This is a genomic window from Microcystis aeruginosa FD4, from assembly GCF_009792235.1.
Classification (GTDB): domain Bacteria; phylum Cyanobacteriota; class Cyanobacteriia; order Cyanobacteriales; family Microcystaceae; genus Microcystis; species Microcystis viridis.
Genome location: NZ_CP046973.1, coordinates 3,116,749 through 3,140,885, shown reverse-complemented (window position 1 = coordinate 3,140,885; position 24,137 = coordinate 3,116,749). Strand labels below are relative to the sequence as shown.

Annotated in this window: 22 protein-coding genes, 1 tRNA gene and 3 pseudogenes; 19 read left to right on the top strand and 7 right to left on the bottom strand. The window is 46.5% G+C overall.

All coding sequences use genetic code 11. The features are described 5' to 3' along the window. Positions 1 to 13 precede the first annotated feature (13 nt). From GQR42_RS15860 to GQR42_RS15850, 3 genes are read right to left on the bottom strand one after another with little or no spacing between them, the layout of a single operon-like run. Positions 14 to 196 (bottom strand): hypothetical protein, encoded by a 183-nt coding sequence (locus GQR42_RS15860; RefSeq protein ID WP_158200690.1) that lies wholly within the window; start codon positions 194 to 196, stop codon positions 14 to 16. Continuing rightward, positions 189 to 845 carry a PspA/IM30 family protein gene (locus tag GQR42_RS15855; RefSeq protein ID WP_158200689.1) on the bottom strand — a complete coding sequence of 219 codons (657 nt, stop codon included), beginning with the start codon at positions 843 to 845 and terminating at the stop codon, positions 189 to 191. The genes GQR42_RS15860 and GQR42_RS15855 overlap by 8 nt, the downstream gene beginning before the upstream one ends. A 22-nt stretch (positions 846 to 867) precedes the next feature. Continuing rightward, complete coding sequence (locus GQR42_RS15850; protein ID WP_158200688.1) at positions 868 to 1,758, bottom strand: hypothetical protein; 891 nt, start codon at positions 1,756 to 1,758, stop codon at positions 868 to 870. A gap of 79 nt (positions 1,759 to 1,837) precedes the next feature. Here GQR42_RS15850 and GQR42_RS15845 point away from each other — a divergent pair, with 79 nt between their 5' ends. The 3 genes from GQR42_RS15845 (at position 1,838) to GQR42_RS15835 (ending at position 4,378) form a co-directional block, all read left to right on the top strand. Further along, a complete protein-coding gene (locus GQR42_RS15845) occupies positions 1,838 to 2,386 on the top strand; it encodes a DUF721 domain-containing protein (RefSeq protein ID WP_158200687.1) in 549 nt (182 codons plus the stop codon). A gap of 388 nt (positions 2,387 to 2,774) precedes the next feature. After that, positions 2,775 to 3,050 (top strand): hypothetical protein, encoded by a 276-nt coding sequence (locus tag GQR42_RS15840; protein ID WP_158200686.1) that lies wholly within the window; start codon positions 2,775 to 2,777, stop codon positions 3,048 to 3,050. Between the two features lie 329 nt (positions 3,051 to 3,379). Continuing rightward, positions 3,380 to 4,378, top strand: coding sequence for a Gfo/Idh/MocA family protein (locus GQR42_RS15835; RefSeq protein ID WP_158200685.1), 999 nt, complete (start codon positions 3,380 to 3,382; stop codon positions 4,376 to 4,378). A gap of 6 nt (positions 4,379 to 4,384) precedes the next feature. Here GQR42_RS15835 and GQR42_RS15830 read toward each other — a convergent pair whose 3' ends face one another. Beyond that, positions 4,385 to 5,335, bottom strand: a complete 951-nt coding sequence (locus GQR42_RS15830; protein WP_158200684.1) for a branched-chain amino acid ABC transporter permease — start codon at positions 5,333 to 5,335, stop codon at positions 4,385 to 4,387. A 12-nt stretch (positions 5,336 to 5,347) separates the two neighbouring features. Continuing rightward, the gene (lgt, locus tag GQR42_RS15825) at positions 5,348 to 6,199 is read right to left on the bottom strand and encodes a prolipoprotein diacylglyceryl transferase (protein ID WP_158200683.1); all 852 of its coding nucleotides are present in this window, start codon (positions 6,197 to 6,199) and stop codon (positions 5,348 to 5,350) included. Between the two features lie 73 nt (positions 6,200 to 6,272). Here lgt and GQR42_RS15820 point away from each other — a divergent pair. From GQR42_RS15820 to GQR42_RS15780, 9 genes are all read left to right on the top strand, one after another. Then, positions 6,273 to 6,353, top strand: a tRNA-Leu gene (locus tag GQR42_RS15820). Between the two features lie 627 nt (positions 6,354 to 6,980). After that, entirely contained in the window at positions 6,981 to 8,012 is a 1,032-nt protein-coding gene (locus GQR42_RS15815) for a hypothetical protein (RefSeq protein ID WP_158200682.1), read from the top strand. 34 nt (positions 8,013 to 8,046) lie between these two features. Next, positions 8,047 to 8,994 carry a hypothetical protein gene (locus GQR42_RS15810; RefSeq protein ID WP_158200681.1) on the top strand — a complete coding sequence of 316 codons (948 nt, stop codon included), beginning with the start codon at positions 8,047 to 8,049 and terminating at the stop codon, positions 8,992 to 8,994. Positions 8,995 to 9,018: 24 nt separating this feature from the next. Beyond that, positions 9,019 to 10,302, top strand: a complete 1,284-nt coding sequence (locus tag GQR42_RS15805) for a hypothetical protein (protein ID WP_158200680.1) — start codon at positions 9,019 to 9,021, stop codon at positions 10,300 to 10,302. A gap of 79 nt (positions 10,303 to 10,381) precedes the next feature. Then, complete coding sequence (locus GQR42_RS15800; RefSeq protein WP_158200679.1) at positions 10,382 to 12,337, top strand: hypothetical protein; 1,956 nt, start codon at positions 10,382 to 10,384, stop codon at positions 12,335 to 12,337. Further along, the gene (locus GQR42_RS15795; protein WP_158200678.1) at positions 12,338 to 12,832 is read left to right on the top strand and encodes a hypothetical protein; all 495 of its coding nucleotides are present in this window, start codon (positions 12,338 to 12,340) and stop codon (positions 12,830 to 12,832) included. Between the two features lie 42 nt (positions 12,833 to 12,874). After that, positions 12,875 to 13,966: a hypothetical protein gene (locus GQR42_RS15790; RefSeq protein ID WP_158200677.1), complete on the top strand. Its 1,092-nt coding sequence runs from the start codon at positions 12,875 to 12,877 to the stop codon at positions 13,964 to 13,966. 24 nt (positions 13,967 to 13,990) lie between these two features. Then, positions 13,991 to 14,854 (top strand): hypothetical protein, encoded by an 864-nt coding sequence (locus GQR42_RS15785; protein WP_158200676.1) that lies wholly within the window; start codon positions 13,991 to 13,993, stop codon positions 14,852 to 14,854. A gap of 18 nt (positions 14,855 to 14,872) precedes the next feature. Beyond that, positions 14,873 to 15,928, top strand: a complete 1,056-nt coding sequence (locus GQR42_RS15780) for a peptidoglycan-binding protein (RefSeq protein WP_158200675.1) — start codon at positions 14,873 to 14,875, stop codon at positions 15,926 to 15,928. Between the two features lie 28 nt (positions 15,929 to 15,956). Here the strand turns inward: GQR42_RS15780 and GQR42_RS30055 are convergent. Then, positions 15,957 to 16,594, bottom strand: a pseudogene (locus GQR42_RS30055) (Uma2 family endonuclease). 52 nt (positions 16,595 to 16,646) lie between these two features. Between GQR42_RS30055 and GQR42_RS15770 the strand changes: the two are divergent. Next, on the top strand, positions 16,647 to 17,648 hold the full coding sequence (locus GQR42_RS15770; RefSeq protein WP_158200674.1) for a DUF4438 domain-containing protein: 1,002 nt from the start codon (positions 16,647 to 16,649) through the stop codon (positions 17,646 to 17,648). A 303-nt stretch (positions 17,649 to 17,951) separates the two neighbouring features. Then, positions 17,952 to 18,428 carry a response regulator transcription factor gene (locus GQR42_RS15765; protein WP_233271034.1) on the top strand — a complete coding sequence of 159 codons (477 nt, stop codon included), beginning with the start codon at positions 17,952 to 17,954 and terminating at the stop codon, positions 18,426 to 18,428. 688 nt (positions 18,429 to 19,116) lie between these two features. Here GQR42_RS15765 and GQR42_RS30050 read toward each other — a convergent pair. After that, positions 19,117 to 19,257 carry a DUF6444 domain-containing protein gene (locus GQR42_RS30050; protein WP_371730722.1) on the bottom strand — a complete coding sequence of 47 codons (141 nt, stop codon included), beginning with the start codon at positions 19,255 to 19,257 and terminating at the stop codon, positions 19,117 to 19,119. A gap of 220 nt (positions 19,258 to 19,477) precedes the next feature. Between GQR42_RS30050 and GQR42_RS15755 the strand changes: the two genes are divergently transcribed. The 5 genes and pseudogenes from GQR42_RS15755 to plsY all read left to right on the top strand — a co-directional run bounded on the left by GQR42_RS15755 (position 19,478) and on the right by plsY (position 23,734). Then, entirely contained in the window at positions 19,478 to 20,251 is a 774-nt protein-coding gene (locus GQR42_RS15755) for a PspA/IM30 family protein (RefSeq protein ID WP_158200671.1), read from the top strand. A gap of 806 nt (positions 20,252 to 21,057) precedes the next feature. Continuing rightward, positions 21,058 to 21,240: pseudogene (locus GQR42_RS15750) on the top strand (3-oxoacyl-[acyl-carrier-protein] reductase); the annotation flags it as partial. Between the two features lie 91 nt (positions 21,241 to 21,331). Then, positions 21,332 to 22,519, top strand: coding sequence for an RNA-guided endonuclease InsQ/TnpB family protein (locus GQR42_RS15745; RefSeq protein ID WP_158200670.1), 1,188 nt, complete (start codon positions 21,332 to 21,334; stop codon positions 22,517 to 22,519). 42 nt (positions 22,520 to 22,561) lie between these two features. Further along, positions 22,562 to 23,008, top strand: a pseudogene (locus GQR42_RS15740) (SDR family oxidoreductase); the annotation flags it as partial. Between the two features lie 69 nt (positions 23,009 to 23,077). Then, positions 23,078 to 23,734, top strand: a complete 657-nt coding sequence (plsY, locus tag GQR42_RS15735) for a glycerol-3-phosphate 1-O-acyltransferase PlsY (RefSeq protein ID WP_158200669.1) — start codon at positions 23,078 to 23,080, stop codon at positions 23,732 to 23,734. The last annotated feature ends 403 nt before the right edge of the window (positions 23,735 to 24,137 follow it).

Here is a 24,137-nt window from a genome sequence, read left to right as displayed (position 1 = left end):
GAGCTAGAACAAACTAATCAATTAAGTCTCTTGCCAGATCAGGATTTAATCGATTTATGCCACCCGATCGAACCATACCAAGTAACGAAGAACCAAAACAACTTGCTGCCTTTGAGTAATTACTCAGGTCTTGTATTCGCTGATCAAGATTTTTTTGATTTCCTTTTCCCTCTCTCCCCATTTCCCCATCACCCATCCAAGTTCTCTTGTTTCAACTTGAGTAATTCCGCTTCAATTTGTTTTTGTCCCTCCAAATCTTGGAATTGTCGCTCTAAGGGGTCTTTATACTGGATTAAATCGGCTTGGGATTCGGCTTCTAGGACTTTTGCTTCTAATTTCTCGAAAATAGTCCCCATCTGACTGCTGTTCAAACTGCCCATAATTTCTTGGGCTTTTTGACTGGCACTCGCCGATCGCAATCTGGCCACATAAAGGCTTTTCTGTGCTTTCATCTCAGCATATTTGCGTTCAATTGTCAAGAGTTCTTTCTTTAACTTTTGTATAATGACCGTTTGTTGTTGCAGGGAGGTTTGTAGGGGGGCGATCTGACTTTGATAGGTTTGCCATTGAGTCAAAGCTTGGCGGGCCAGTGCCTCGTTACCGTGATTGAGGGCTAATTGGGCGCGTTCGTGCCAAGTTTGGGCCGCTTTTTCCTGTTGTTGTCGTTGGCGCTCGGTGCGTTTCTGGGTAGCGACGGCTGCCGCCAGGGCTTGTCGCATTTGCATCAATTCCCCTTCCATCTCCAAGATCGCCTTTTCCAGCAGTTTTTCTGGATCTTGATTTTCCTGAATCAGACTATTGACTTGGGCGCGAATTGCTTGGCCCATGCGCTCAAACAAACCCATTGCCGTCCTCCCGATAGGAACCCTAATAGTTTACCGAAGTGCCGCTCCTATCAATAATGATAGAACTAGGGACGGGGGACTGGGAGGGATCGGCTGTTTCTGAAGGTGCCGGACTACTGGGAGAAGGGGATGCTTGTAATTCTGGCGGTAACTGTTTCATTAACTCCGTGGCATCCTGTCGGTTTTGATCGGCCAGACGACGGGTTTTTTCCCGTTGAAAAAAGGGTAAATTAGCGGGTGATTCTTCTCTTTGACGCAATTCCTCCAACATTCGTTCGTTAATGAGCGCGGTCGAGGGGGCAGGGGTGACTTGGGACGGTGGTGGCGGTGGTGCGGAAACTAGGGAAGATACTGGCGGGGTACTGGGGGAAGTGGGGGCGACAGGTAAAGATTGCTTGATCTTACTGACGGGTAATTGATGGGCGGGTATGAGGGACGGTGGCGGATTCGGGGGTAAGAGGGCATTAGTCGGATTTATAGCGGTGGGGGGACTCTGAACCACTGGTGGGGCGGTAATATTAGTTATCGGGCTGGTTTTAAGGGGAGGAGCGGGAATATTAACGATCGGACTGGTTTGAGGAGTTTTCTGTACTGGACGAGCGATCGCTATCAATCGATCGAGGTGGCGGGAGTTATTTTGGCGCTGCTCGAGGGGGGAATTCTCAGCTTTCCTCGGGGTGGGGGTAGTATTGGTTAGCCATTGATTGAGACTGAGGAGACTATTAGCAATTAAAAAGATCACCATTGCCCGGATACCCCAAGGGGTAAAAAAGACATCTTCAGCTTGGGGATAGACGTTAATGACAGCAGCTTCTAGGTATTCTGGTTCCCGATCGGGATCGATGGCTGAACTGGGTTGATGGACGATCGAGAGAGGGGAATCTTGGGGGGATGGGGATCGATCGGATTTCATGACGGCATTATAAGGTTATGCTGAAAAGTTAGCAGGTTTTTTCGTCCTAGTCTAACGTGGTATTCCCTAGATTTTCCCTATGTCTTTACATTCTCTTGACAAAATTTTGGCCGCTATTACTCAACAGGCGGGTTGGCAAGAATATCGCCACTACGATCAAGTGCTGCAATTATGGACAAAAATTATTAATCCCCGTCTGCTTGAGCAAACCCGGCCTTTTTCCCTCAATCGCGGGGTTTTATCGGTGGCTACCAGTAGCGCCGCTTTAGCACAGGAATTGTCTTTACAACGCTATAGCTTATTAAAACGGCTTAATAGTCAGTTAGAGACTCCCTTGGGCGATATCCGCTTTTCTGCTGCCCGTTGGCAGCAAGATAGTCAGTTAATTCCTCTAGAAGCGATTGCGCCTAATTCCCTCAGAGAGCATCCTAGTTATGTCACCCCGGAAAAACCGCCAGAAAATCCCCAGCAACTGGACAGTTTAGAGAGTTGGAGCCAGAAAATACGTCATAGAACCCGATCCTGGCCGATTTGTCCTCGTTGTCAGTCTCCCACTCCCTCCGGAGAGCTTGAGCGTTGGCAATGTTGTGCTTTTTGTTTTGCCCGGTCGGGCGGGGTAAAAGATTAATTTTTTTTATAGTATTGTGGAAAGAGTGGTTTTGAGTTAGGAATCAATTGGCCGATATTTTCTGTCTTAATCGAACCTGTATTCATCAATTCTGTCTAGTTAAGGCTTGATCCCCGTTCTGTTATCGCTGATACTAGACCCAATGACCTCGGTCACAACTGAGTTGAACTCCTCAGTTTTGAGACAATGCTGCTTTTTGCAAAGTAACTATTAAAAGATTCTAAAAATAAAATTTTTTTTGGGGATCACTAGAAACTATATGGCATATCAGTTCTAGCTGTGGTAGTCAGGAAAATACCCTTGGCACGGGGTAGGACAATATTACACAGAGCAAAAAGAGAGTCATCCTTTGAGTTCCCTATAATCATCTTCCTTTTAAAGCCAACCCATGCAAGCCGCAAACTTTCTTACTTCTTCCTGTCGATACTGCCGATACTATCAAACCCAAGGTCGGCGCGGTGGCACTTGTCAACAACTAGATGTTCCCGTCGAAGCTCATTGGAAAGCCTGCGCTCTAGCGATGCCTCCTTTTAGCACTGAATGGCAACAACTCAATCGGGTGGTTAGTTTAGAACAGTCTCTAGAATTAACCTGTGCAGTGTCGCCCACTCCCGTGGTGGTTTCCCCTAGTCGTCTTGCTCCCCGACAACCGATCGCAGTTTAGAATATCTAGGGCCTAAACAGGAGCAAAAAATTGACGTTGCCCATTCAAAATTTGAATTCACCCTCCCACATCTTTTAGGGCGCTATTTTTGAGATAATAGATAGGTTAATTGCCAAGATAAAGCTGGAAAAGGCAGAATTCAGGAGAAAGTATTCAGGAGAAAGTATTCAGGAGTTGAGAGTTGGGGTTTTAGGGAGTTGGGGTTTTAGGGTTTTGGGGTATTAGTTGAAATTCCCCTATCTCCCCACACCCCACACCCCACACCCCACACCCTGCACCCCATCTCCCCGCACCCCACACCCCACTTCCCGATAATTAATGTCGCCAGAATGCGCCTGATGACTTCTAATCATCCCCTGAAAATTGGTATAGTTGGGACGGGGTTCGCCGCTCAACGTCGCGCTGAAAGCTGGCAAGCCGATGATCGCGCCCAGCTTCTGTATTTTAGCGGGAATAGTCCCGAATCGATCACTAATTTCTCGCAAAAATACCAAATTTCTGCCCTAGATTCGCCAGTAAGCTTGGCCAGCCATCCCGATCTCGATCTGATTGTCATTGCCAACGTTAATCAGGCCCATGCCTCGATCGCCCGGACTGCCTTAAAATCCGGTAAGCACGTTATCGTCGAGTATCCCCTTGCTTTCCACCCAGCGGCAGCAGCAGAATTAATCACCCTAGCCGAAACCGAGAACAAATTACTGCACGTCGAACATATTGAACTTTTGGGGGGACTGCATCAAACCCAACAGCAGTATTTAGCCAGCCTCGGCAATATCCACCTAGCCCGTTATACCACGATCGCCCCCGGCAGACCAGCACCCCGGCGCTGGACATTTCAGCGGGATTTATTCGGTTTTCCTTTGATTGCTGCCCTTTCTCGTATCCATCGCTTGACTAATTTATTTGGGGAAGTGGAGTCCGTATCCTGTCATTGTCGTTATTGGAATGCCCCAGAATCCGATTATTTTCTAGCCTGTTTGTGTGAGGCGCAGTTATTATTTAAAAATGGCTTAATTGCCGAAGTTACCTACGGCAAAGGCGAAGTTTTTTGGCAAAATGAGCGAACTTTCACTATTCATGGCGAGGCGGGCAGCTTAATTTTTGAAGGGGAAACAGGGCAGTTAATTAATAGTGAAGGTAGCCAAGCTTTAGAAGTTGAAACCCGTCGCGGTCTTTTTGCCAAAGATACCGCCATGGTGCTAGATTATCTGTTCGATCGGGTTCCTCTCTATGTTACTCCTCAAGCCAGTCTTTATGCCCTAGAAGTGGCCTATGCTGCCTATCAATCTTCTTTGTCGGGAAAAACAGTTTTTCTGGGGGCCAATTAAACCGACTTAGACTTTTTGAATTAACTTTCTGCCTAGTAAACCCTGGGGACGAACTAACAACATAATAAAAAGAATAGCAAAAGCGATCGCTTCTCGATAACCAGAATATTCTGCGGGAACAAAAGCTTCGGCAATACCCAATAATAAACCACCGATAACCGCTCCGGGGATACTTCCCAATCCCCCTAAAACGATCACTCCTAAACCTTTTAATCCGAAAGCAATGCCGAAATAGGGGCCAGCGATACTAACACTAGAACCGACTAAAGTTCCTGCTAAACCTGCCAAGGCACCACTAATAAAAAAGGTAATCACGATAAATTTTTCGGGATTGATCCCCAACAAACTGGCCGTGGTGACATCTTCAGCTACCGCTTGTAAAGCTTTGCCCATTTTGGTAAAATTAACCCAATAAGTCAGTAAAGCTACCATCACTGCTGAAACCAGAAAAATAATAATCTGAATTGTGCGAATTGCCACGGGGCGATCATCTGTACCAAAATTAATTGCGAGAGGAAGATTGCCATAAATATCATCGGGAAAAGTATAAATTTCTGCCCCGAATAAGTATTGAATGACATTGACAATCACCACGGCTGCCCCTAGACTAGAAACCAAGGTTAAGAGAGAATCGGAACCCCGTACCCGGAGGGGTTTAAAGGCTAATCTTTCCAGAAGAACCGAGGTGAAACCTGAAAGGATGCAGCCTAGTAAGAGGGCTAAAAAAAAGGGTAAGGAAAAGGGTAATTTGGCATTAGCCAATAAACCATTAAAACCGAAAACTCCCCCCGCTAGAGCGTAGGTAAAATAGGCACCGAGGGTAAAAATTGCGCCATGGGCAAAATTGATAATCCCTAAAATGGAAAAAATCAAAGTATAACCGAGGGCAAAAATAGCATAGACACTACCGATCGATAAACCGTTTAAAACCTGTTGAAAAACTGTTACTAGATCCATTGTCGGGGTTAGCTAGGGTAACTTTTGATTATAACTGACGGTCGCCACCACATCCGGTAAAGGACGCTGCAGTTTATATAACCAGAATAAACCGAAAAGCCCAACAGCGATCGCCGCTAAACTAATTATTTGCGCCATTTTCAGAGGCCCAAACATTAAACTATCGGTGCGTAGTCCCTCGATCCAGAATCTACCTAGACTGTAGGCGATAAAATAGACTAGGGTAAGGGTGCCAATTTTTAATTTACTGGGGTGTTTTAAACCCCAGAAAAATAGATAGATGAGTAGGGCAAAAACTGCCAGATTCCAGAGAGATTCGTAGAGAAAGGTGGGGTGAAAATAATCGACGGTGATATATTTTAAAGGACGACTAGCGGGAGGAATAAACAACTTCCAAGGTAAATTAGTCGGACTGCCAAAAGCTTCCGAATTAAAAAAGTTACCCCAACGTCCGATCGCTTGACCGAGAATAACTGAAGGGGCCACCAGATCGAGTAATTGCCAAAGAGAAACCCGATTAATGCGGGCAAAAATTAGGGCTGCCAGCAAACCCCCGATAATTGCCCCGTGAATAGCGATACCTCCCTTCCAAATGGCGATAATATCAGCAGGATTTTGCGCGTATTCTTGCCACTGAAAGAGAACATAGTACAGACGGGCTGCAGGTATAGCCCCCACTACTAACCAAATGGCCAAATCAGCGATTAAATCCGGATCGATCGCTCTTTTTTGGGCGAGGTACTGGGAGAGTTTGACACCCAATAATACCGCCATAGCGATGAGAAATCCATACCAGCGCACTGAAATCGGTCCGATCTCCCAGAGGACAGGGCCGGGGGACTGAAAAACAAAACCTAAGAGCATAAAATTATTAAGAATAAAAAATTTTATCTTTCCTATAGTATCTTATGCTATGATCAGATACAGTGCTATATTTGCGGATGTGGCGGAATTGGTAGACGCGCTAGATTTAGGTTCTAGTGTCTTTGATGTGTGGGTTCGAGTCCCTCCATCCGCATTAACCCTGGGGTCGATGAAGTGTAAACTAATTTGGTATTGACAACCGACGACCCAAAAGGAAAACTTATTAATTTCCATTTTTGAGACTCCGATTCAGGAGATAGGAGATTTCTCGGGTTAGCAAATTCAGGCATTTTGTTCGATAAATAAGGATTCTTTCAGTTCAAAAACTCTTTGATCAGTTTTCCTTTTGACGGCTGACTCGGACAATGCTGACTCAACCAGAGGTTTTTAAATTTTTTACAGGAAATCTAATATCATTTTGCCAAAGTAATGACAGACTTAGTTGATGATTCTGAAGCGGAATTTTGCTCTGAGAGAAGAATAGAGAAGAATTGGGCTTGCAGATGTCAGTCACGACTATTGAAAATTAGTACAACGTCCCTTAAATGAGTTACACCAAATAAGTGACCTAGATCGTGTGACTGGTAAGAGGGAGAGAAACAATCTATTCTAAATAGTGATAGAGGGCTAGATAGCAGAATACTCCTTAGCAAGATGCCACTCTAGCCCTCGATGTGGAATGCGAGAAGACAGACAAGGTTAGGTCAGACCTAATTCCGTCGAAATTGTTCTTAATTTTATCGACATTTTAGCGACTACTTGCGCTCAGGAAGGTACTTATATGGATCAGCCTTTTGAAAGTGATGTTATGGAGGATTTAGCCGCTAATTCCTCCTTTGCCGATGAGGGAGCCTTCGATGCTTGGGAAGGTATGGAAAGCGAAGGTTTTGAAGGATTTGAGGCCGAAGATAGTTTTGGCGAAGAGCAATTAGGATGGGAAGATCTGGGAGGAGAGGGCTTTTTGGAAGAAGACGAATACGAGGCGGAATTAGGGGAAGATTTCGGCGATGATTACCTCATCGATAGCGGAGCCAATGATTGGGATGCCCTAGAAGAAGCCGTTGCCGATGCCCTAGACGCAGAAGACAGCGATGAATTTTTCCGACAATTATTAGGAGGAATTAGCCGGGTGGCGGGGGCGGCCCGTCGGGGAGCCACCACTGCCGGCCGGGTAGCCAGGGGGGTGGGACGGGCAGTCCAAACTGCCGGACGAGTAGCTGGACAGGTGCAGCGAGTGGCGGGCCAAGTGCAGCGAGTGGCGGGACGTGCCGGCCGGGCTGCCAATCCCTTAGCCAGTATTTTGGGGCAAATAGCGCCGCTGCTGCAACAGTATGCCGCCCAGGGCTTTGATGAATTGGATGCCCTAGAAGACTTAGCTGATTTATTTGCCGATGAGGAGCTAGATGAGGCTTTACCCGTACTAGCTGGTATGGCAGCCCGCACTATGGTTAGACCGGCGCTGCGCCGTGCCGCCCTTAGTAGCCCTCTCCGTCGTCAGATCGTTCGCAGTACCACCCAAGTGGCTCAAAATCTAGTCCGCCGTCAGGGACCGGCTGCCCTGCGAGCTTTGCCGAGGATAGCTCAGAGTGTCGGACAAACCGCCGCTCGTCGTCGTTTATCCCCCAGTCGCTTACCGCAAGCTATCCGACAAACCGGGGCGAGAGTGGCGGCGCAACCCCGTTTAGTACGGCAGTTATCCCGTCCCGCCCCGGGGATGAGAAGAACTTCTGTTCGCCCCGGTCCCGGTCGCGGTGGTCTGCCCCGGCGCCTAAGACTACAGGGACCCGTGGAAATTATGATCACGCGCCTATAGCTATTTCTGCCCTTGCAATTAGGAGAGAAAAATCATGTACCAAGCCTTTGAAACCGATGTCATGGATGACTTGTTTTACGATCAAGTGGAAGGCCCCGCCCAAAGGGGCGACTATTACAATAGCTACGATGCCGGGGATGAATTCGGGGAATACGATCTGGCCGAAGCCGATGATGATACCTTTATCGGTGGTTTAATTCGCAGTGGTCAGGGATTTGATGAGATGGAAGACTGGGGAGAACAGGGCTACGATTCGGGTTTCGATGCCCTGGAGGATGCCCTGGCCGATGCCCTGGCCGAGGAGGACACGGACGAGTTTTTCCGACGCTTGGGACGCATCGCTCGCAATGTGGGACGCAGAGTCGGACAAGTTGCTGGAAGAGTGGGCCGGGGAATTGGTTCCGTAGCCCGCGTGGTCGGGCCGATCGCCAGTATGATCCCCATACCGCAAGCGCAATTAATCGGACGTATTGCCAACGTGGCCGGAAGACTTTTGGCCGATGAGGCCGATGAGTTTGAGGCTTTGGAGGACTTATTTGACCTGGCCGAGACCGAAGATGCGATCGATGCGGCCGCTCCCTTTGTTTCCGCCGTTGCCCTGCGGACTGCTATGCCCAATATCTCGCGACTACCCCGGCAAACTCGCCGGGAATTGGTCAGTAGTGTCAGCCAAGCGACACGCACCCTCGCCCATCGTCAGGGTCCAGCCGCCGCTAGAGCCGTGCCTCGCATTGTCCGCGGGGTTAGTCGTACCGTTGCCCAAAGAGGTTTACCCGCCCGGTCTGTGGCCCCTGCCGTGCGTCGTGCCGCCGCCCGAGTCGCCCAAAGTCCTCGCACCGTGCGCCGTTTAGCCCGTCCGCTCACGACCACATCCCGCCATGGTTCGCGATCGATGCCCGGGGGACGACCTTGTCCCACCTGTGGCCGCAGCCATAGCTATCGTCTGCGCGGACCGGTAACGATTCGGATTCAAGGCAGTTAGGCAACCAACCGCAATGGGGGCAGTATGGGAACGAGAGCTTTTCTACACAATAAAATTTTAGATCTAACGGCGCGAGCGCGTCGTCTGGTCAGGGTAAATTATGCTTCCGTGGGGATTCGCCCCCAAGATTTACCCTACGCTCCCTCTCCTGACCATTTTCGGGCAGCTAATCAACGTCTGGCTAAGATCGATCGGCAAATTCAACGTCGTCTTCAGCATCTACAAGGGACGTGGAACGAGTCACCGATAGAGCGAGTTTTAATCGATATAGCACTGGTAGAACGGGAAATTGACCGCGCTCGCCGTAGTTTTGGGCTATTTTTTGAAATTTTTAGTCAAAGGGGTTCCTCTTTTGCCGCCGCTCTCGCCGCCCATGATCTGATCGCGATCGATTGTTATCGGGCCATTCGCGAGTCCTCCCCGGGATTATTTCGCGCACCGATGCTAAAACCCCTGTGTTATATGGAACACGGTTTCTCACCCGCTACTATGCGTCGTGGAGTTTTGCTGACTCGTCTTTTGGGAGAACCTAATCCCTTCCCGATTATCCGGATTCCTTGGGATCGAGATAATCCCTGGCAACCGGTCTTTATCCACGAAGTAGCCCACAATCTGCAAGCGGATCTGGGTATCTGGCAGGAAAATCGTCAAGCGGTGATCCGTCGCATTCTCGGCACCAGTGGCGACCCTGGCATTACTCGCATCTACGGACGCTGGCATAAGGAAGTTTTTGCCGATTTGGCGGCGATTTTATTAGCCGGTCCGGCCGCAGCTTGGGGAATGGCACTTTTTCTCGCTCATCCCGCTCCCCGTACCCTTACCTATCGTCCCGGAGGAGCGCACCCGACGGCATATCTGAGAATTTTGATCTTAGCGGAAATGTTGCGACGGATGGGATTTGGTCAAGAAGGCGATCGCCTGCGGCGCGTCTGGCAGCAAATCTATAACCCTAATCGTTTTCACCGTCTGCCGGCACGTCTGTTAACCACCTCGGAATTATTGATTCCCCATCTGGTGGATGAAATTGCCTATCAAACCCGTCGCAATCTCGCCCAACAGGCCCTGGCCGATATTATTCCCTTCTCTAAAGATGATGAAAAAGCGATTCAAGCCGGTGCTAGACAATTAGTCCAAGGAGGGGTTCCCCCTGATTTACCGCCGCGATTTCTGGTCAGTGCCGCTAGTTATGCCCTCGCTAATGGTCAAATTCCCGCCCTTCAGTTATCCAATCGGGTTATTAACCATCTTACACACCCTATTTCCCCATCTTCACCCAGTTTTAAAGAAATACAAGCCGCTTTGCTCTGAAAACTTAGGAATATAGGGGATAAGTGATAACCGATAACTGAAAAAACCCCAACACCTTTTTTCCTTGCCCTGATAAATTATGAACACTTCATCTGGCAATCCGTTTAATTATAGTAGTGCCATGGCCAAAAATAATGGCCTGATGCCGAACAGTAGTTCTCGTATGGCGTTGGATAATCTTCTGCGGCGAGAATTAAAAGTCAGCGATCCTAATGATGCCAAACAGATAGCAGAGGCATTACTAAACCGCTATAAAAACAATCCCAGAGCAGTAGCTATCAACAAGGAGGCGGAGGGAGTTCCCTTTCTTTTGGCTTCTGGTACACCGATGCCCCTGCAGCAAGCTCCCACATCCTCCGATGCAGAAATGCAGCAAGCGATCGATGATGTCAACCGTGATTTACAAGAATTAACAACTAATACAATTCTCAAGGATCTCTCCTCGGAATTGGCGGGCTGGGCGATGGCGATCCGTTCTGCCATTCAAGAAGGCTTTAATTCGGCTCGTTTTGCCCTAGATTCCCACTATCGCGATAAAACCTTCGGAATTCGTCGTAATTTAGGGGAATATGCCCGTCTATCTCGTTTAGTCGGCTCTTTGAGTTCCCCGGTGGTTAATGTCAACTACCGCAATTTGGCTCAAAGTCTTGACGAAGTTACTTCCGTCCTCTTGGTGATGATGGGGGAAGCTTTAGCTAATGTCGGTTTTAACCGGAGTCGTTACCTCTTGCAAGTTCCCTACAGTGAATTGCAGGGACGACGAGATTCGGTGATTTATGCCCTACGCAACTTTATCGGTTCAACCCAAACTGCCTACGCTGCCAATGAGTGGCCCAGGGGTGTGGATGCTTATCGGCAACTGTACTCTTTTCTCGATAATCAGGGACAGAACGATCTTCGCTCCCTCTTGGTAGAAAATGAACTTTCCAGGGTGATGGATTCCCTGATTCATCGTGCCAGTCAGGGTAATGTGGAAGGGTTGCGTCATTTAGGTGCAACGGCTCAGTTAGATGTGCAGCGCCTACGTCGATTAGTCCTAATCGGTAAGAATTTGCAAGAAGTCATGGCGGTTAATCCCGCTTCTCCCCCCCTCGATGCTTTTTTACAGGCACTTCAGTTATTTATCGATGGATTTGAAGGCTCTGGCGGTTTTCGCCTCTTACGTTTAGCACGACCACCGATTTTATTCTATGGATTGTACGGCTCCTCTGCTAATGAGGAAACCACAGAAAATCAATTGGTAGAATTAGCTTTTCAGCGCAACCTACTGGCAGAATTATTAGATTGCTGGTTACAGTGTGGTTGTACTGGCGATCGCTTATTGTGTCAGATTATTTTCGATAAAATTCTCTATGATGTGGACCGGGCGATCGATTTTTATGCTTTGGGAACCGCAGAAAATCGCGAACCAGAATATCGATCTTTAGCCTATAGTTATCTAATTGATGTGGTGATTAATCCCAGTCTTCCCAGCGACATAACTTGTCTCTCCTCGACTAGCGATAATCTGGTCATTCGTATCCGGAGAACGCTCACCAATATTCGCAACCTTCTTTATGATACTGTTTTCTCTCCTATTTCTAATGGGAATTTACTTCCTATTCCTAATACTTCAGAGACTGGGAAGAATATCAGAAAGCTAGTCGAGCAGGAATTACGCATTCAGGGAGACATGGAAAGTCATTGGCTCGATCTCGTCCAAACTATGGCTCCCTCTTGCCTACCTTTTGGCAATGGTAATAGTAATGAGGGAATATTTAATATTATGGCCAAGCTCATTCAACAAGCCTTAAATCGGGCTTTATCTTTACCCTTAGGTGACAATAGCAATCTTACTCAATTCCGCATCAATCCCTCGACTTTGTTCAATACACCACCTCAATACGAATTGAGTTTGCGAGCCGAGGCAGATGCTTCTGCGATTGTTAATAATAACCTTGAAAATCTTAGTGAGTATCTTGAGACTATTGCCGAGAGTTTAACTGTTGATACTGGTGACAGACCCGATGACATAGATGATGATCTAGAGCAATAGATGATGATAATAGTGAGCGATTTTGGCAGTAATCAAAGAGGTTCAAGTATGAAAGAGGTGACAACAACAATAGCGACCCAACTAGCTGAACTTAATGAGCATTTGGTGGCAATAATTGACTGTCTTCCCTGTGGTGACGAAGGTGATGATAGTTGTTCGGAAGAAATAGCTAAAATTCGGGAAAAATTGGCTGAAATAATAAGGACGGTAGGAGAAATAGCGGAGCAATTAGGGGGTATAGAAACAAGAGTTAAAAGACTAGAGGAATCGGTTATTTCTGGCGATTTTAGCAAGAGAAATGCTTTAATCAATGAAGTTCTTCTCTGCTTAAAAGAAGAAGATCGCCTTACCTTAGAAAAGTTATATGATTTGGCTTTTGGTGAAAGTAAACCTGGCATTTTGTATGAAAAATTGCCTCCAGATACCGACCAAGTTAAACATCGAGAAACTTTAAATAAGTGTCGGCAAGCTCAAGCTCTCCCTCCTCGCCCATAACAGCTAGATAGAGAAGAGGCCATTAAATAAAGGAATCCAACCATGACCTACAACACCACAGAAACCATTCAACGCTTGTGGGCGACCTTTTTGAGAGATCAATTAGGAGCGATGCCCCCGGAAGAGCGTCAACAGTACGAACAGCAACTGGAAGACCGTTTCGGTGAACTACTCAAGGGGGCTGCCGACGGTTCCAGTAGTCCCGATAGTTTCCTCGATTTAATCGGATTTGGACCCAAAGGACCGATTCCCTTCGAGAACGTTTCCTATCCCTATATCCAGCCGGATTTCGATGATTCCGTCGTTCCTAGTCAACTGCACGCCGCCGCCGAACTGTACTATATCTACCAACACGAACGGATGAAAGTTTTTCAAGTCATCCAAGTGCTGCAACGTCTGTTTAGAGAGGGACGGATGCGGATTCAACGGGGACCGGGGGCGCGAGGTCTATATTTACTTGACAAATGGAAACCTTTGCGCTATACGATCCGCGACCGGATGATGGCCTACCGTCGCGCCTTTAACTACGGTAATGCCCAACCAGCTTCGGGGGCGATCGTTAACCGCAATTTTCATCGGCAATTAGTCGGGTTTATGGTGGCCGTTGCCCAATATTTCCGGGATTTATTGATCGGGGAAGTAATTCGCGGCGGCACTCTCATTGAACAGCGACCCTTTGGCAGTATCGGCACGGTTCAACGCATCGGCTTGGATCTGCGCTATGCTCTCGATCGCGCCACCTACGGTAACATTTTGGCCCTGACGATGGAAACTGGACATTATCTCAATACCGTTCTCAACCTTTTGGATGCAGCCGATATCAAAAAAGCCTTCGATGCTAATACCAAATGGGATGTAATCGAAATCGTCTCCAATCGCTATCTGGGGGGTGTTGCCGAACCCTCCCAACGGGCAAAAATGGCGGAAAGCGGTCGTCGGATTCTGCAATTTGTCGCCGATAACGACTTTAAAACCGCCCTCGACCCGATTTTATTCCAATCGGAACTCAGACCCATGGGTCCCCATTCGGAAGCTTGGTTAGCTGCCTATCGCATGACTCCCGAAGGCCGGGCCTTTCAGGGGGTAACTCCGGCGCTACGCAGTGTTATCGGTTCGGGGTCTGCTGGGGTGTAACGCTATTTTTTTAGAGGTGTCCCGATGAGTGCCACTCTTTTGCCCGATTTCTCCATTAACCTAAATCAACGCCGTTGGTCTTGTGTCCTCGATCCCAACCTGGCCTTATCTGATTATGGTCTGCTCTTAGTCAAACAATTAGGACGATTTCTCGAATTATGGATAGCGCGAGAATTTTGGCATCTAATTGATAATAGCGATGTTTTTGATCGCTGGCGGCCTTGGCTAGAAGCGTCCCCAGAGAAGGGCAATTGCCCATCCCTTCTCACCCCGGAACTTTCTGCCCAAACCCGTCGCACTTTGCGGGAATGGGAAAGACTGCGACTAGAGACGGATTTAGGTAATCATCATCTATTTTGGATCGGCGATGGGCTTGGTGAATCCCTTTTGCCCAAAGAAACCGACAGCAGTTTGGTCAGTCGTTGGGAATGGTTAGCCCGTAGTTTAGATAGACAAATTCACACCGATATCCTCGGCTATGCTTTTCGAGATGCGATCGCTTTGAGTGCCGCCTTGGGGTCAGCCTTTATCCTAACCCATCGTTCCCCGGAAGATCGGGCCCGCAACTTACCCCCAGTAATCTGTTCCACTCTGGAGAGTTGGGGTATCAACTGTCAGGAAATTGACCAACAAGATGCGATCGCTGCTTTGGAACGGGAACAATTACGCCAGTTATTCATTCAGTCTGGAGTCTCCAAATTACTCTGGATGGGATTCCACCCAGTAGTTCTGCATTTAGTAGTTCCAGAAGCAATCAGGATCGATCCTCCTCCCACCTGGTCCGAAGATATTTCTGCGAGCGAATTGGAATTGGACGACTGGTCAGAAACTAGGGGAGAAAAATTTGATTTTTGGCGGGGGGCAAGGGGATTTTGGTATGAGATTTGAAGTAGAGGTAATAGGAAAATGTTAGAAGCTTTAGACAGAGGAATTCATGGCTATTTCCCTTTCTCCCATTCACGCCGTTTGAGAAGGGATCACTTTGATGACTGGCTAACTGACGAACTTGACGAAGCAATTGATGAGATTCTAGACGACTTTGAAGATGTTGATCAGTTTCTCACTGCTAGTCAAATGAGCAGAGCAGTCCAGCGCAACCAGGTCTTATCTGGCCAACTTGGATGGCAGTCTCATTATGATGCGATCGTCCGCTTTTTAGCCTCCACAGGCTGCCTTCGACCCAACTACAGCCCTGGTTGGCAAGACTTATCTGAGGCGATCGCCTGTTGGCAGCAAAGACAGGGACTGACTGCCGATGGGATTATCGGACGGAATACTTGGGGTCGAATGCAAAGCCAAATGAGGATGACTCAACCTGAAGGGTCGATTCCTGCCAGCCCCAGAGGAGGCATTACATCTGGGATTGCCTATGAAGTGGCAGCCGGTCAGGAATATGGTCCGAGGTGGAGATCTCGCCGCCCTCCAGGGCTACCAGCATCTGCAAGGCAAGCAAGTCGGACAGGGGCTGCTTTAGCTTATATTGAGCAAATTGCTCGTTCAACAGGCTTAGGTCAAACATTCGTCACAACAGTCCGACATTTGGCTCATACAGAGAGTAAAGGCATATTTGCTCGACCTGCCAATATATTCAATATCCTCCCACCGTCTCAACGGCAAGGTAGACCTTACATCAGTGCTTGGGGAGTATTTCAGTTCAACCGCGATGCTTGGCGTTCACTAGCAGGTGTTTCTCAAACTGCCTTTCCCTGGGATAGTACACCGGATGAAGAGATTGCCCGTCCAATTCGCAAATATGCTGAATTATTTTCACAAGTTACCCGCGCAGGAGGAAGTCCTATAGATGCAGCACGAGGAATTCGATTATGGCACATGAGACCGGCACTCTATCGCAGCTACTTTACCAGTGGTCAAAGACAAGGATTTTCTTCGGCTTGGCAAAGAGTGGATCAGGAACGGCGAATCAAAATTGATAGGCACTTGCGTAATGCAGGGGTTCTTTGAAATTTGAGGGAATTGAAAAATCTTCCTTTTATTTTTCCCTCTGACTTCTTACCCAATTCCGAAATGCTTTTACTAACTCTAGGTAATCCACTGTTTCAGCTTGTTGTAAAAATATGGCAATTTCTAAGATGGGTAAATTAGGAAAAAACTGACTTGTTGGGGAGGTGATATAAGTGCCATTTTGTAATTGTTGGATGAGCAGAGATTCCCCATTATAAACCCAAACCTCTGCCACGCCTAGATCTGCATAAACCTGAAGGCGATTTTGGGAACTGCTGGTGACATCAACTTCTATGACTAAATCTGGTGCAGGGTCTTCATTTAAGTCCAGTCGCTTTTTCCCCCGAACCGCCTCAATATTATCAATGTAAAAACATTCATCCGGTTCTGCACCACTTAACTTAATTGAGGGCGTTTAAAGGTTGTGGACCCCAAGGGTTCTATCCGAATCTGGAGTTCTTCAGCTATTGTCTCAACAAATCGCCCTGCCACTTTCTTGAATCTTTCGTGTCCGGTCGAAGGAGCCATGATTTCTAAATTGCCACGATTGTAGGTCAGCCGCAGACGGCGATCGCTCATTTCTTCTAGCAGCGTTTCGTAGGTTTTCCAGCTAATCCCGGACAGGTGAATTATTTCAGCCGGCGGTGCGAGCAGTGTTGCAGTCATAGATTCAAGCAAAAATCCTATGCTTCCATTTTAGAATAGTGATAACTGATATATGAATAATTCACGACCAGATAGTGCCAATTCTCTCCGTATTAACCAACCAGACTTAGTAATGGTGGCCGTTGCCGGTCAAATTGCCCATCCGGTCGGTCAGACTAATCCCTATCGTATCGGTCATGATGGCATACCCCGAATCCTTCCGGCCACTGGGGGAATTGTCCTCAATCAACGGGTTGGCGATCGCTGTGTGGGTTTAATGGGGGATCATATTGAACCGGGGGTGGCTCTCCATAATAATAGTCGGGAAATTATCGGCAGTCGTCGCGGCCCGAATCTCGCCCTGATTACCTATGCTTGTCTGGGCAATCGCGCTAGAGTCATTACTGGACCTGCCACGGGTCAATCGGGTCTGGTGACGGGAAAACATGGCGGAGTGGACCATGTTTTGGTAGATTTTCCCCCTGCGGTTTTGCGTCGCCTACGGATCGGCGATCGAGTGCAAATCTATAGTTATGGTTTGGGGTTAAAATTATTAGACTATCCAGATCTGCGTTTATTTAACTGTTCCCCCGATTTCCTGCGACGTTGGGGTTTAATTCCCACTGCTCGCGGTTTACAAGTCCCCGTGACTCATTTTATCCCCGCTGCCGCTATGGGTTCAGGATTGGGCAAAAATACGGTCTGGCGTGGTGATTACGATATTCAGCTATTCGATCCACAACTTCGCCGCCGCTATCGTCTTGATACTCTTCGATTCGGCGATTTGGTTGCCATTGGCTCGGCGGATACCCGTCACGGGCCTAGTTACCGTCAAGGTCGGATTACTTTCGGGATTATCGTCCATGGCGATAGTACGGTCAGTGGTCATGGTCCTGGGGTTATGCCTTTATTAACGGGTTGCTGCCAACGTTTACGACCTCTCTACGATAGCAGGGCTAATTTTGCCGCTCTGTTTAATTTGCGATCGCTACCTCCCGCCCAAGTCTATTCTCCTCTGGTCAATTCTTCTGGTATTACCCCTCGGTCTGGGGAAGTTTCTGTTAGTCGCACTTAATTTTTTATGGTTGAGCTAGAAACTCAATTATTGTTAAGTTTTTCTAATTTATTAGCAATTTTTTTCTGTAAACTTTTACAATAATCGGTTATAGCAAATCAAGCTTTGTCTTGATTAAAACCTCGATTTTTTCCCTAATCTATATTCCCAAATTAAATGTTAAGATTGTCCCAATTATTTGCAGAAGTATATTACTGTAATCTTGACAAGACCTTCCTGCCCCTACTTTTATTGATCGTTTCCTATTTCCCAGATAGACGAAGCTTTTATTTAGTCAGAAAACAAGTTAGGAAAGAAAAGACAATGAATAACCAGCATCAGCAAAACCTTGGCTCTTTGTTCACCGCTGCATCCTATCAAGTGGTTTCAGAAATTTATAAGCACGATCATCACTACTGTATCATCCATCTAAAGACAGATCAGGAAAAAAATTATTTAAAAGAATTAAAAAAATCTTTTGTTGAGGTGGATCAATTTGAAGTCAACGGTCAATATTTTATTATTCTCGATGTATCTGGTCAAATTAAATCTTCCGCTCAAGAAATCGCCCAACTCCTCTCGGAAAGAGAACTACAAATTGCCACCCTAGTCGCACTGGGACAGGCTAATAAACAGATAGCCCATCGCTTACATATTAGTGAATGGACTGTTGCTACCTATTTACGGCGAATTTTTGCCAAATTAGGGGTAGATAGTCGTGCCGCTATGGTCTACCGCTGTGCCGCTCTCATTCAACTGTTGCAATCAGATTTCGATGTTCAGGAATTAGCAACTATTTGATTAGCTAAGGTATACCTGAACTTCCCCCCATACATATCTACTACAAGAGCCGACGGGATGGAGCATATTTGCTAGAATAGTAGTCGTGTATATAGGGTTGGCTGAATAAATCTAAAAACCTTGTTGGGTAAGACTTTTAGACCTTTTGTCAATCAAAAAGTACCGGATATGGGAGTGATCGGGGGGGAAAATTCCGGGACTTTTTCGCCGAAAATTAGCTAATTGACCCCCTGAAAATGGGGAAAACCCTACACCCCACACCCCGCCCCCAGGAAAAACTTTTTCAGCAAACCCTATATAGAAAAAGTTCCCCCCCCGTAATTCCCCCCCCGCTGTTCTTCGACCTGATTCCTACCGAGAAGGAGATCAAGTCAAAAAAAGAACCGCCAATTCAAGTCTGAATTGGCGGTTAAAGGGTTGTTTGGCGTTTTTGGGGCGAGTCTCGCTCACCTGCCGTTGAGATAAATTTCCCTCTTGACTAAGTTGGTAGAGCAGGTTTCTTTGTTCTATGTTAAGATGTCGGGGCTTCGTTTTTGGGTCTGATTTGTTTTTGCGTTGATCGGACAATAGCTGATCAGCCTTTCTCTGTCAACTCTTAAGGAGTCGTGCGTTTCATTTTTGAATTGGCGTTGTCCTCCCGACTTCTTTCCACTTGCTTTCCTGAAACTTTTTGTTCTTTGTTCCTTCTTCAGTCCCTCTGTTGAGGGGGCTGAGAACTATTCTGACTATTCAATCCCAGTCTTCTCTCAAGCTCGGCTATCTTTTCCCGCAGAGTTTGATTTTCCTTCTTTAATGCTTTAATTCTGTTGGCTTGTTCTTCGTAAGTCATGGTTCAGATTCTACCACCTTTTTTCTCTACCTCGGTAGTTACGAAATTTCAACTAAAACCCTAAAACCCCAAAACCCTAATAGCCCAACTCCCAAAACCCTACCCCCTATCCCCTAACCTAGCTCCCGTAGTTTATATTAGAGAATAAGCCGTCAGGCAAGATAGGAAATTTTAAGAACAGTTAACTGATTTAGTACACACCGAGAGGAACAAGAGCGTCATGGGTTTATTCGATCGCCTTAGCCGAGTTGTCCGAGCTAACCTCAATGATATGGTGAGCAAGGCTGAAGATCCAGAAAAGATTCTGGAGCAAGCTGTCAGTGATATGCAAGAAGATCTAGTACAGCTGCGCCAAGCGGTCGCTAGAGCGATCGCAGAACAACGACAAACGGAACAAAAATACAGCAAAGAGCAGTCAGAGGCCAATAAATGGGAACAAAGAGCCAAATTAGCCCTTTCTAAAGGGGATGAAACTCTCGCCCGGGAAGCTCTTAAACGCAAGAAAGATTACACGGAAACCGCCGCAATTCTCAAAAATCAACTGGATCAGCAAACGCTACAGGTAGATAGTCTGAGAAAAAACTTGATTGCACTCGAAAGTAAGATTTCTGAGGCAAAAACCAAGAAAAATATGTTAGTAGCTCGCTCTAGAGCCGCAAAAGCTAACGAAGAACTCCAAAAAACCCTCGGCGGTATCGATACCAGTGGTTCCATGTCCGCTTTTGAGCGCATGGAAGAAAAAGTTATGCAGTTAGAAGCCAGTAGTCAAGCTTACGGTGAATTGGGTGGCATCGGCATCGAACAGGAATTCGCTAAACTAGAAGCGGGCAGCGATGTGGATGATGAATTGGCACTGCTAAAAGCGCAAATGTCTGGGGGAGCATTACCCGGTACAACGTCTAGTCAACCCACTTTACCCCAAGCAACCACCGTCAGCGATTCGGCAGTGGATGCGGAGTTAGAGGAATTGCGATCAAAGTTAAAAGAACTGTAAAACTTTAAGATTGTCGAGACGTATTATCTACGGTACGTCTCTATTCATTATTTTGGTTCTTCGGTTCGTGTTATGCAATGTCTTTCTTTATAATGGATGAAACCCATATAGAGAAAAACATTGCTGCGATTTTTGTCAATTGTTTTCCCTCTAGAACGAACTAATCAATTAAGTCTCTTGCCAGATAAGGATTTAGTCGATTTATGCCCCCCGATCGAACCATACCAAGTAACGAAGAACCTGATTTGGGATAATCTATAAACGGGTATTGCTGACTGGCGGCACGGGAGGACTTGGTTTAGGAGTCACTCCGGCGATTTTACCTTAAATGTCGGCTTGAAGGAACCCTCGGTTTTACCTCGGAGATGAAAGGCTCCGCCAATATAGAACAGCACTTCGACAGGCTCAGTGACACGAAGCACAACTCTAAACAGTTGTGTTAAAATCTAAGGGTCAACAGGTTGAAATGCCGCTCACCGAGGGGAAAATCCCGTTGCAATAGTACGGCACTTTTGAGGAGAAAAAAGAAGACAAGAGCCACCCGAAAACTCTTAAAACAGGGGAGTAAGTCTTTTCCCAGACTGAAATAAACTAAAAACATTTGGCCTAAGGCAGATAGGGTAGGGCATACCCGAATCTTGGTTGAAAGACCAAAACGCTGGGAGATCTATCCACGAGTGGACAACTAGATAACAAGTGATATTCTAGTCGGTTCGGATAGAACCTCATTGTGTAAGACGTGAGTAGGGGAAACCAGAAAGCGCAGTGATGAGCTTCGAGAATCCCTCTCATGAGTGCTTCGGGGAGTGTCAAACCATGGCGGTCATCTGACCATGACCTATCGGGAGGAAAGGGAGGTGGGTCGTCTGAAATCTCGGCTGAGTGCGGCGGAATTTGAGCGTATTCGCTTTGTCAGGGTGGATTTAACCCAAGAAACTGCCGTGGCTAGATTAATTGATGATCTCGGTCGGGTCGATGTCTTAATTCATCGAAAATTTTGGGTCTGAAACCCCGTCGTTCTACGACGGCTTTACCGTTAAATACTAGCGCATTTACCAAATATATGCTAAAATGCTCCCCATGGAAAAAGCCTATTCGTTTCGATTTTACCCCACACCCGAACAAGAGTCGCTATTGCGGCGCACTTTGGGCTGTGTAAGATTGGTTTACAACAAAGCTCTCCATCTCAGAACACAAGCTTGGTACGAAAAGCAAGAAAGAGTAGGATATGCTCAAACTTCTTCAATGCTAACCGATTGGAAAAAGCAAGAAGAATTAGACTTTTTAAACGAAGTTAGTTGTGTACCTTTACAACAAGGGTTAAGACACCTACAAACAGCTTTTACTAACTTCTTTGCTGGTCGTACTAAGTATCCTAACTTTAGGAAAAAACATCAAGGAGGAAGTGCCGAATTTACCAAATCTGCTTTTAAATTTAAAGACAGACAAATCTATTTAGCTAAATGCACAGAACCTTTACCGATTCGATGGTCAAGACAAATACCAGAAAGCTGTGAACCAAGTACAGTAACAGTCAGATTACATCCCTCAGGACGCTGGCATATTTCAATTAGATTTGATGACCCAACAATTAAGCCTCTACCAGTAACAGATAAAGCCATCGGAATTGACTTAGGAATTAGTAGCCTTGTGATTACCAGCGATGGTGACAAAGTATCTAATCCTAAGCATTTTAAAAAGCATTATCAGAGACTGCGAAGAGCATCGAAAAGCCTTTCTCGAAAACAGAAAGGCTCAAAGAATCGGGAAAAAGCGAGAATCAAAGTAGCCAGGATTCACGCCAAAATCACCGATAGCAGAAAAGACCATTTACATAAGCTAACCACTCAATTATTTCGTGAAAACCAAACGATTGTAGTTGAGAATTTAGCCGTCAAGAATCTGGTCAAAAACCCGAAATTATCTCAGGCAATATCTGACGTTAGTTGGGGAGAAATTACCCGACAATTAGCTTATAAATGCCGTTGGTACGGGAAAAATTACCTCGAAGTAGATAGATGGTTTCCTAGCTCTAAAAGGTGTAGTAATTGCGGGTATATTGCTGAGAAAATGCCGTTAAATATTCGAGAATGGGATTGTCCAGACTGTGGGACGCACCATGACCGAGATATTAACGCTAGTAAAAACATTTTGGCCGCAGGACTTGCGGTGTCAGTCCGGTTCGCGACCATAAGACCAGAACAGAGTAAATCTGTTAAGGCAGGTGCGAAAAATCCTTCGGGAAAGAAGCAGAAACCCAAATCGTGAGGTTTGGGAATCACCGTCCGTTTACGGCGGTGAGGATGTCAACTAGTCGGGGGTTTTACCATGGGGGCGACGGAGGAGTTTAGCTATGAAGATTGGCTAAAAATGTGCGATTTAAACCTCCATAGCACTTTTTTACGGTGTAAACACTGTTTACGCCCGATGAAACTTCATAATTATGGTCGTATCGTCACTATCGGTTCTCGTGGTGCCGTACAACCGGGGGCGAATTTGGCCGCCTATTGTGCCTCGAAAGCGGCGGTAGTGGCTTTAACCCAAGCGATCGCAGAAGAAACCAAACAGACTAATATTACCGCTAACGTAGTTTTGCCCAGTATTATCGACAGTCCCAGCAACCGGGAAGCGATGGGAGAGGCAAATGCCAAGGACTGGGTTAGTCCCGAATCTCTAGCCGAGGTGATCTGTTTTCTGGCGGGGGAAGGGGCGAAAGACTTGCGCAGGGCGGCAATTCCCGTCTATGGTTCCCTATGAGTGGTTTTTTGTCTTCAGGCTGATACACTGATAACGGCGCTCGCTCTTGCTAAAAATTGGGGTTAATTTATGCTTATTCCGATTCTTATCAGTCTTAGTATCTTGCTTTTATCCTATCTACTCGGTTCGATTCCCACGGGTTATTTAATCGGTAAATACAGCAAAGGTATCGATATTCGTGACTATGGTTCTGGTTCCACTGGGGCCACCAATGTGTTGAGAACTCTGGGAAAATCTGCCGGGGCGACGGTGTTATTAATTGATATGTTGAAAGGAATGGCGGCGGTGGCCCTGGTACGAGGACTATATTTTATGGATGTCAATCCTCTCCCAGAAAGTTGGTATTACTGGTTAATTATCGGGGCAGGATTGGGGGCAGTCATCGGTCATAGTAAATCGATTTTCTTGAATTTTAGCGGTGGTAAATCCGTCGCCACCAGTTTAGGGGTTTTATTAGTGATGAATCCCCTAGTGGCTTTCGGAACTTTTGCTAGTTTTTTAGTTATGCTCGCACTTTTCCGGATTGTTTCTTTAGGTTCGATTATCGGGGCGCTGGTGGTGAATATTTTAATGGTTGTTTTGGGTCAACCTCTCCCCTATATTTTATTTAGTTTGATGGCGGGAATCTATGTGATTGTTCGTCATCAGGGTAATATTAAAAGATTGTTGGCAGGGACGGAACCGAAAATAGGTCAGAAAGTACAGCAATCATCGGAAGTAAGTTAAATAACTGAACTTCCCCGTTGACAAAAGGCCATAACCTGTGCTGTATCAGGCATTAAGAGAATTTCCGCCGCTCCGTTACTGGGTACAAATCAGGGAAACCCCCAATAAATCTAAAAACCTTGTTGGGTAAGACTTTTAGACTTTTGGGAAATCAAAAAGTACCAGACCTGGGAGTGATCGGGGGGAAAATTCAGGGACTTTTTCCCTGAAAATTAGGTAATTGACACCCTCAAAATCGGTAAAACCCTACACCCCACACCCTACACCCCACACCCTACCCCCACGAAAAACTTTTTCAGCAAACCCTAATTAATTTGCAAGAGTTATACATGGCTATCATTCTAACAAATTGAGAGAATTCTTGTTCATTGAGAGATGTTACAAATTACATGGGTACATTAAG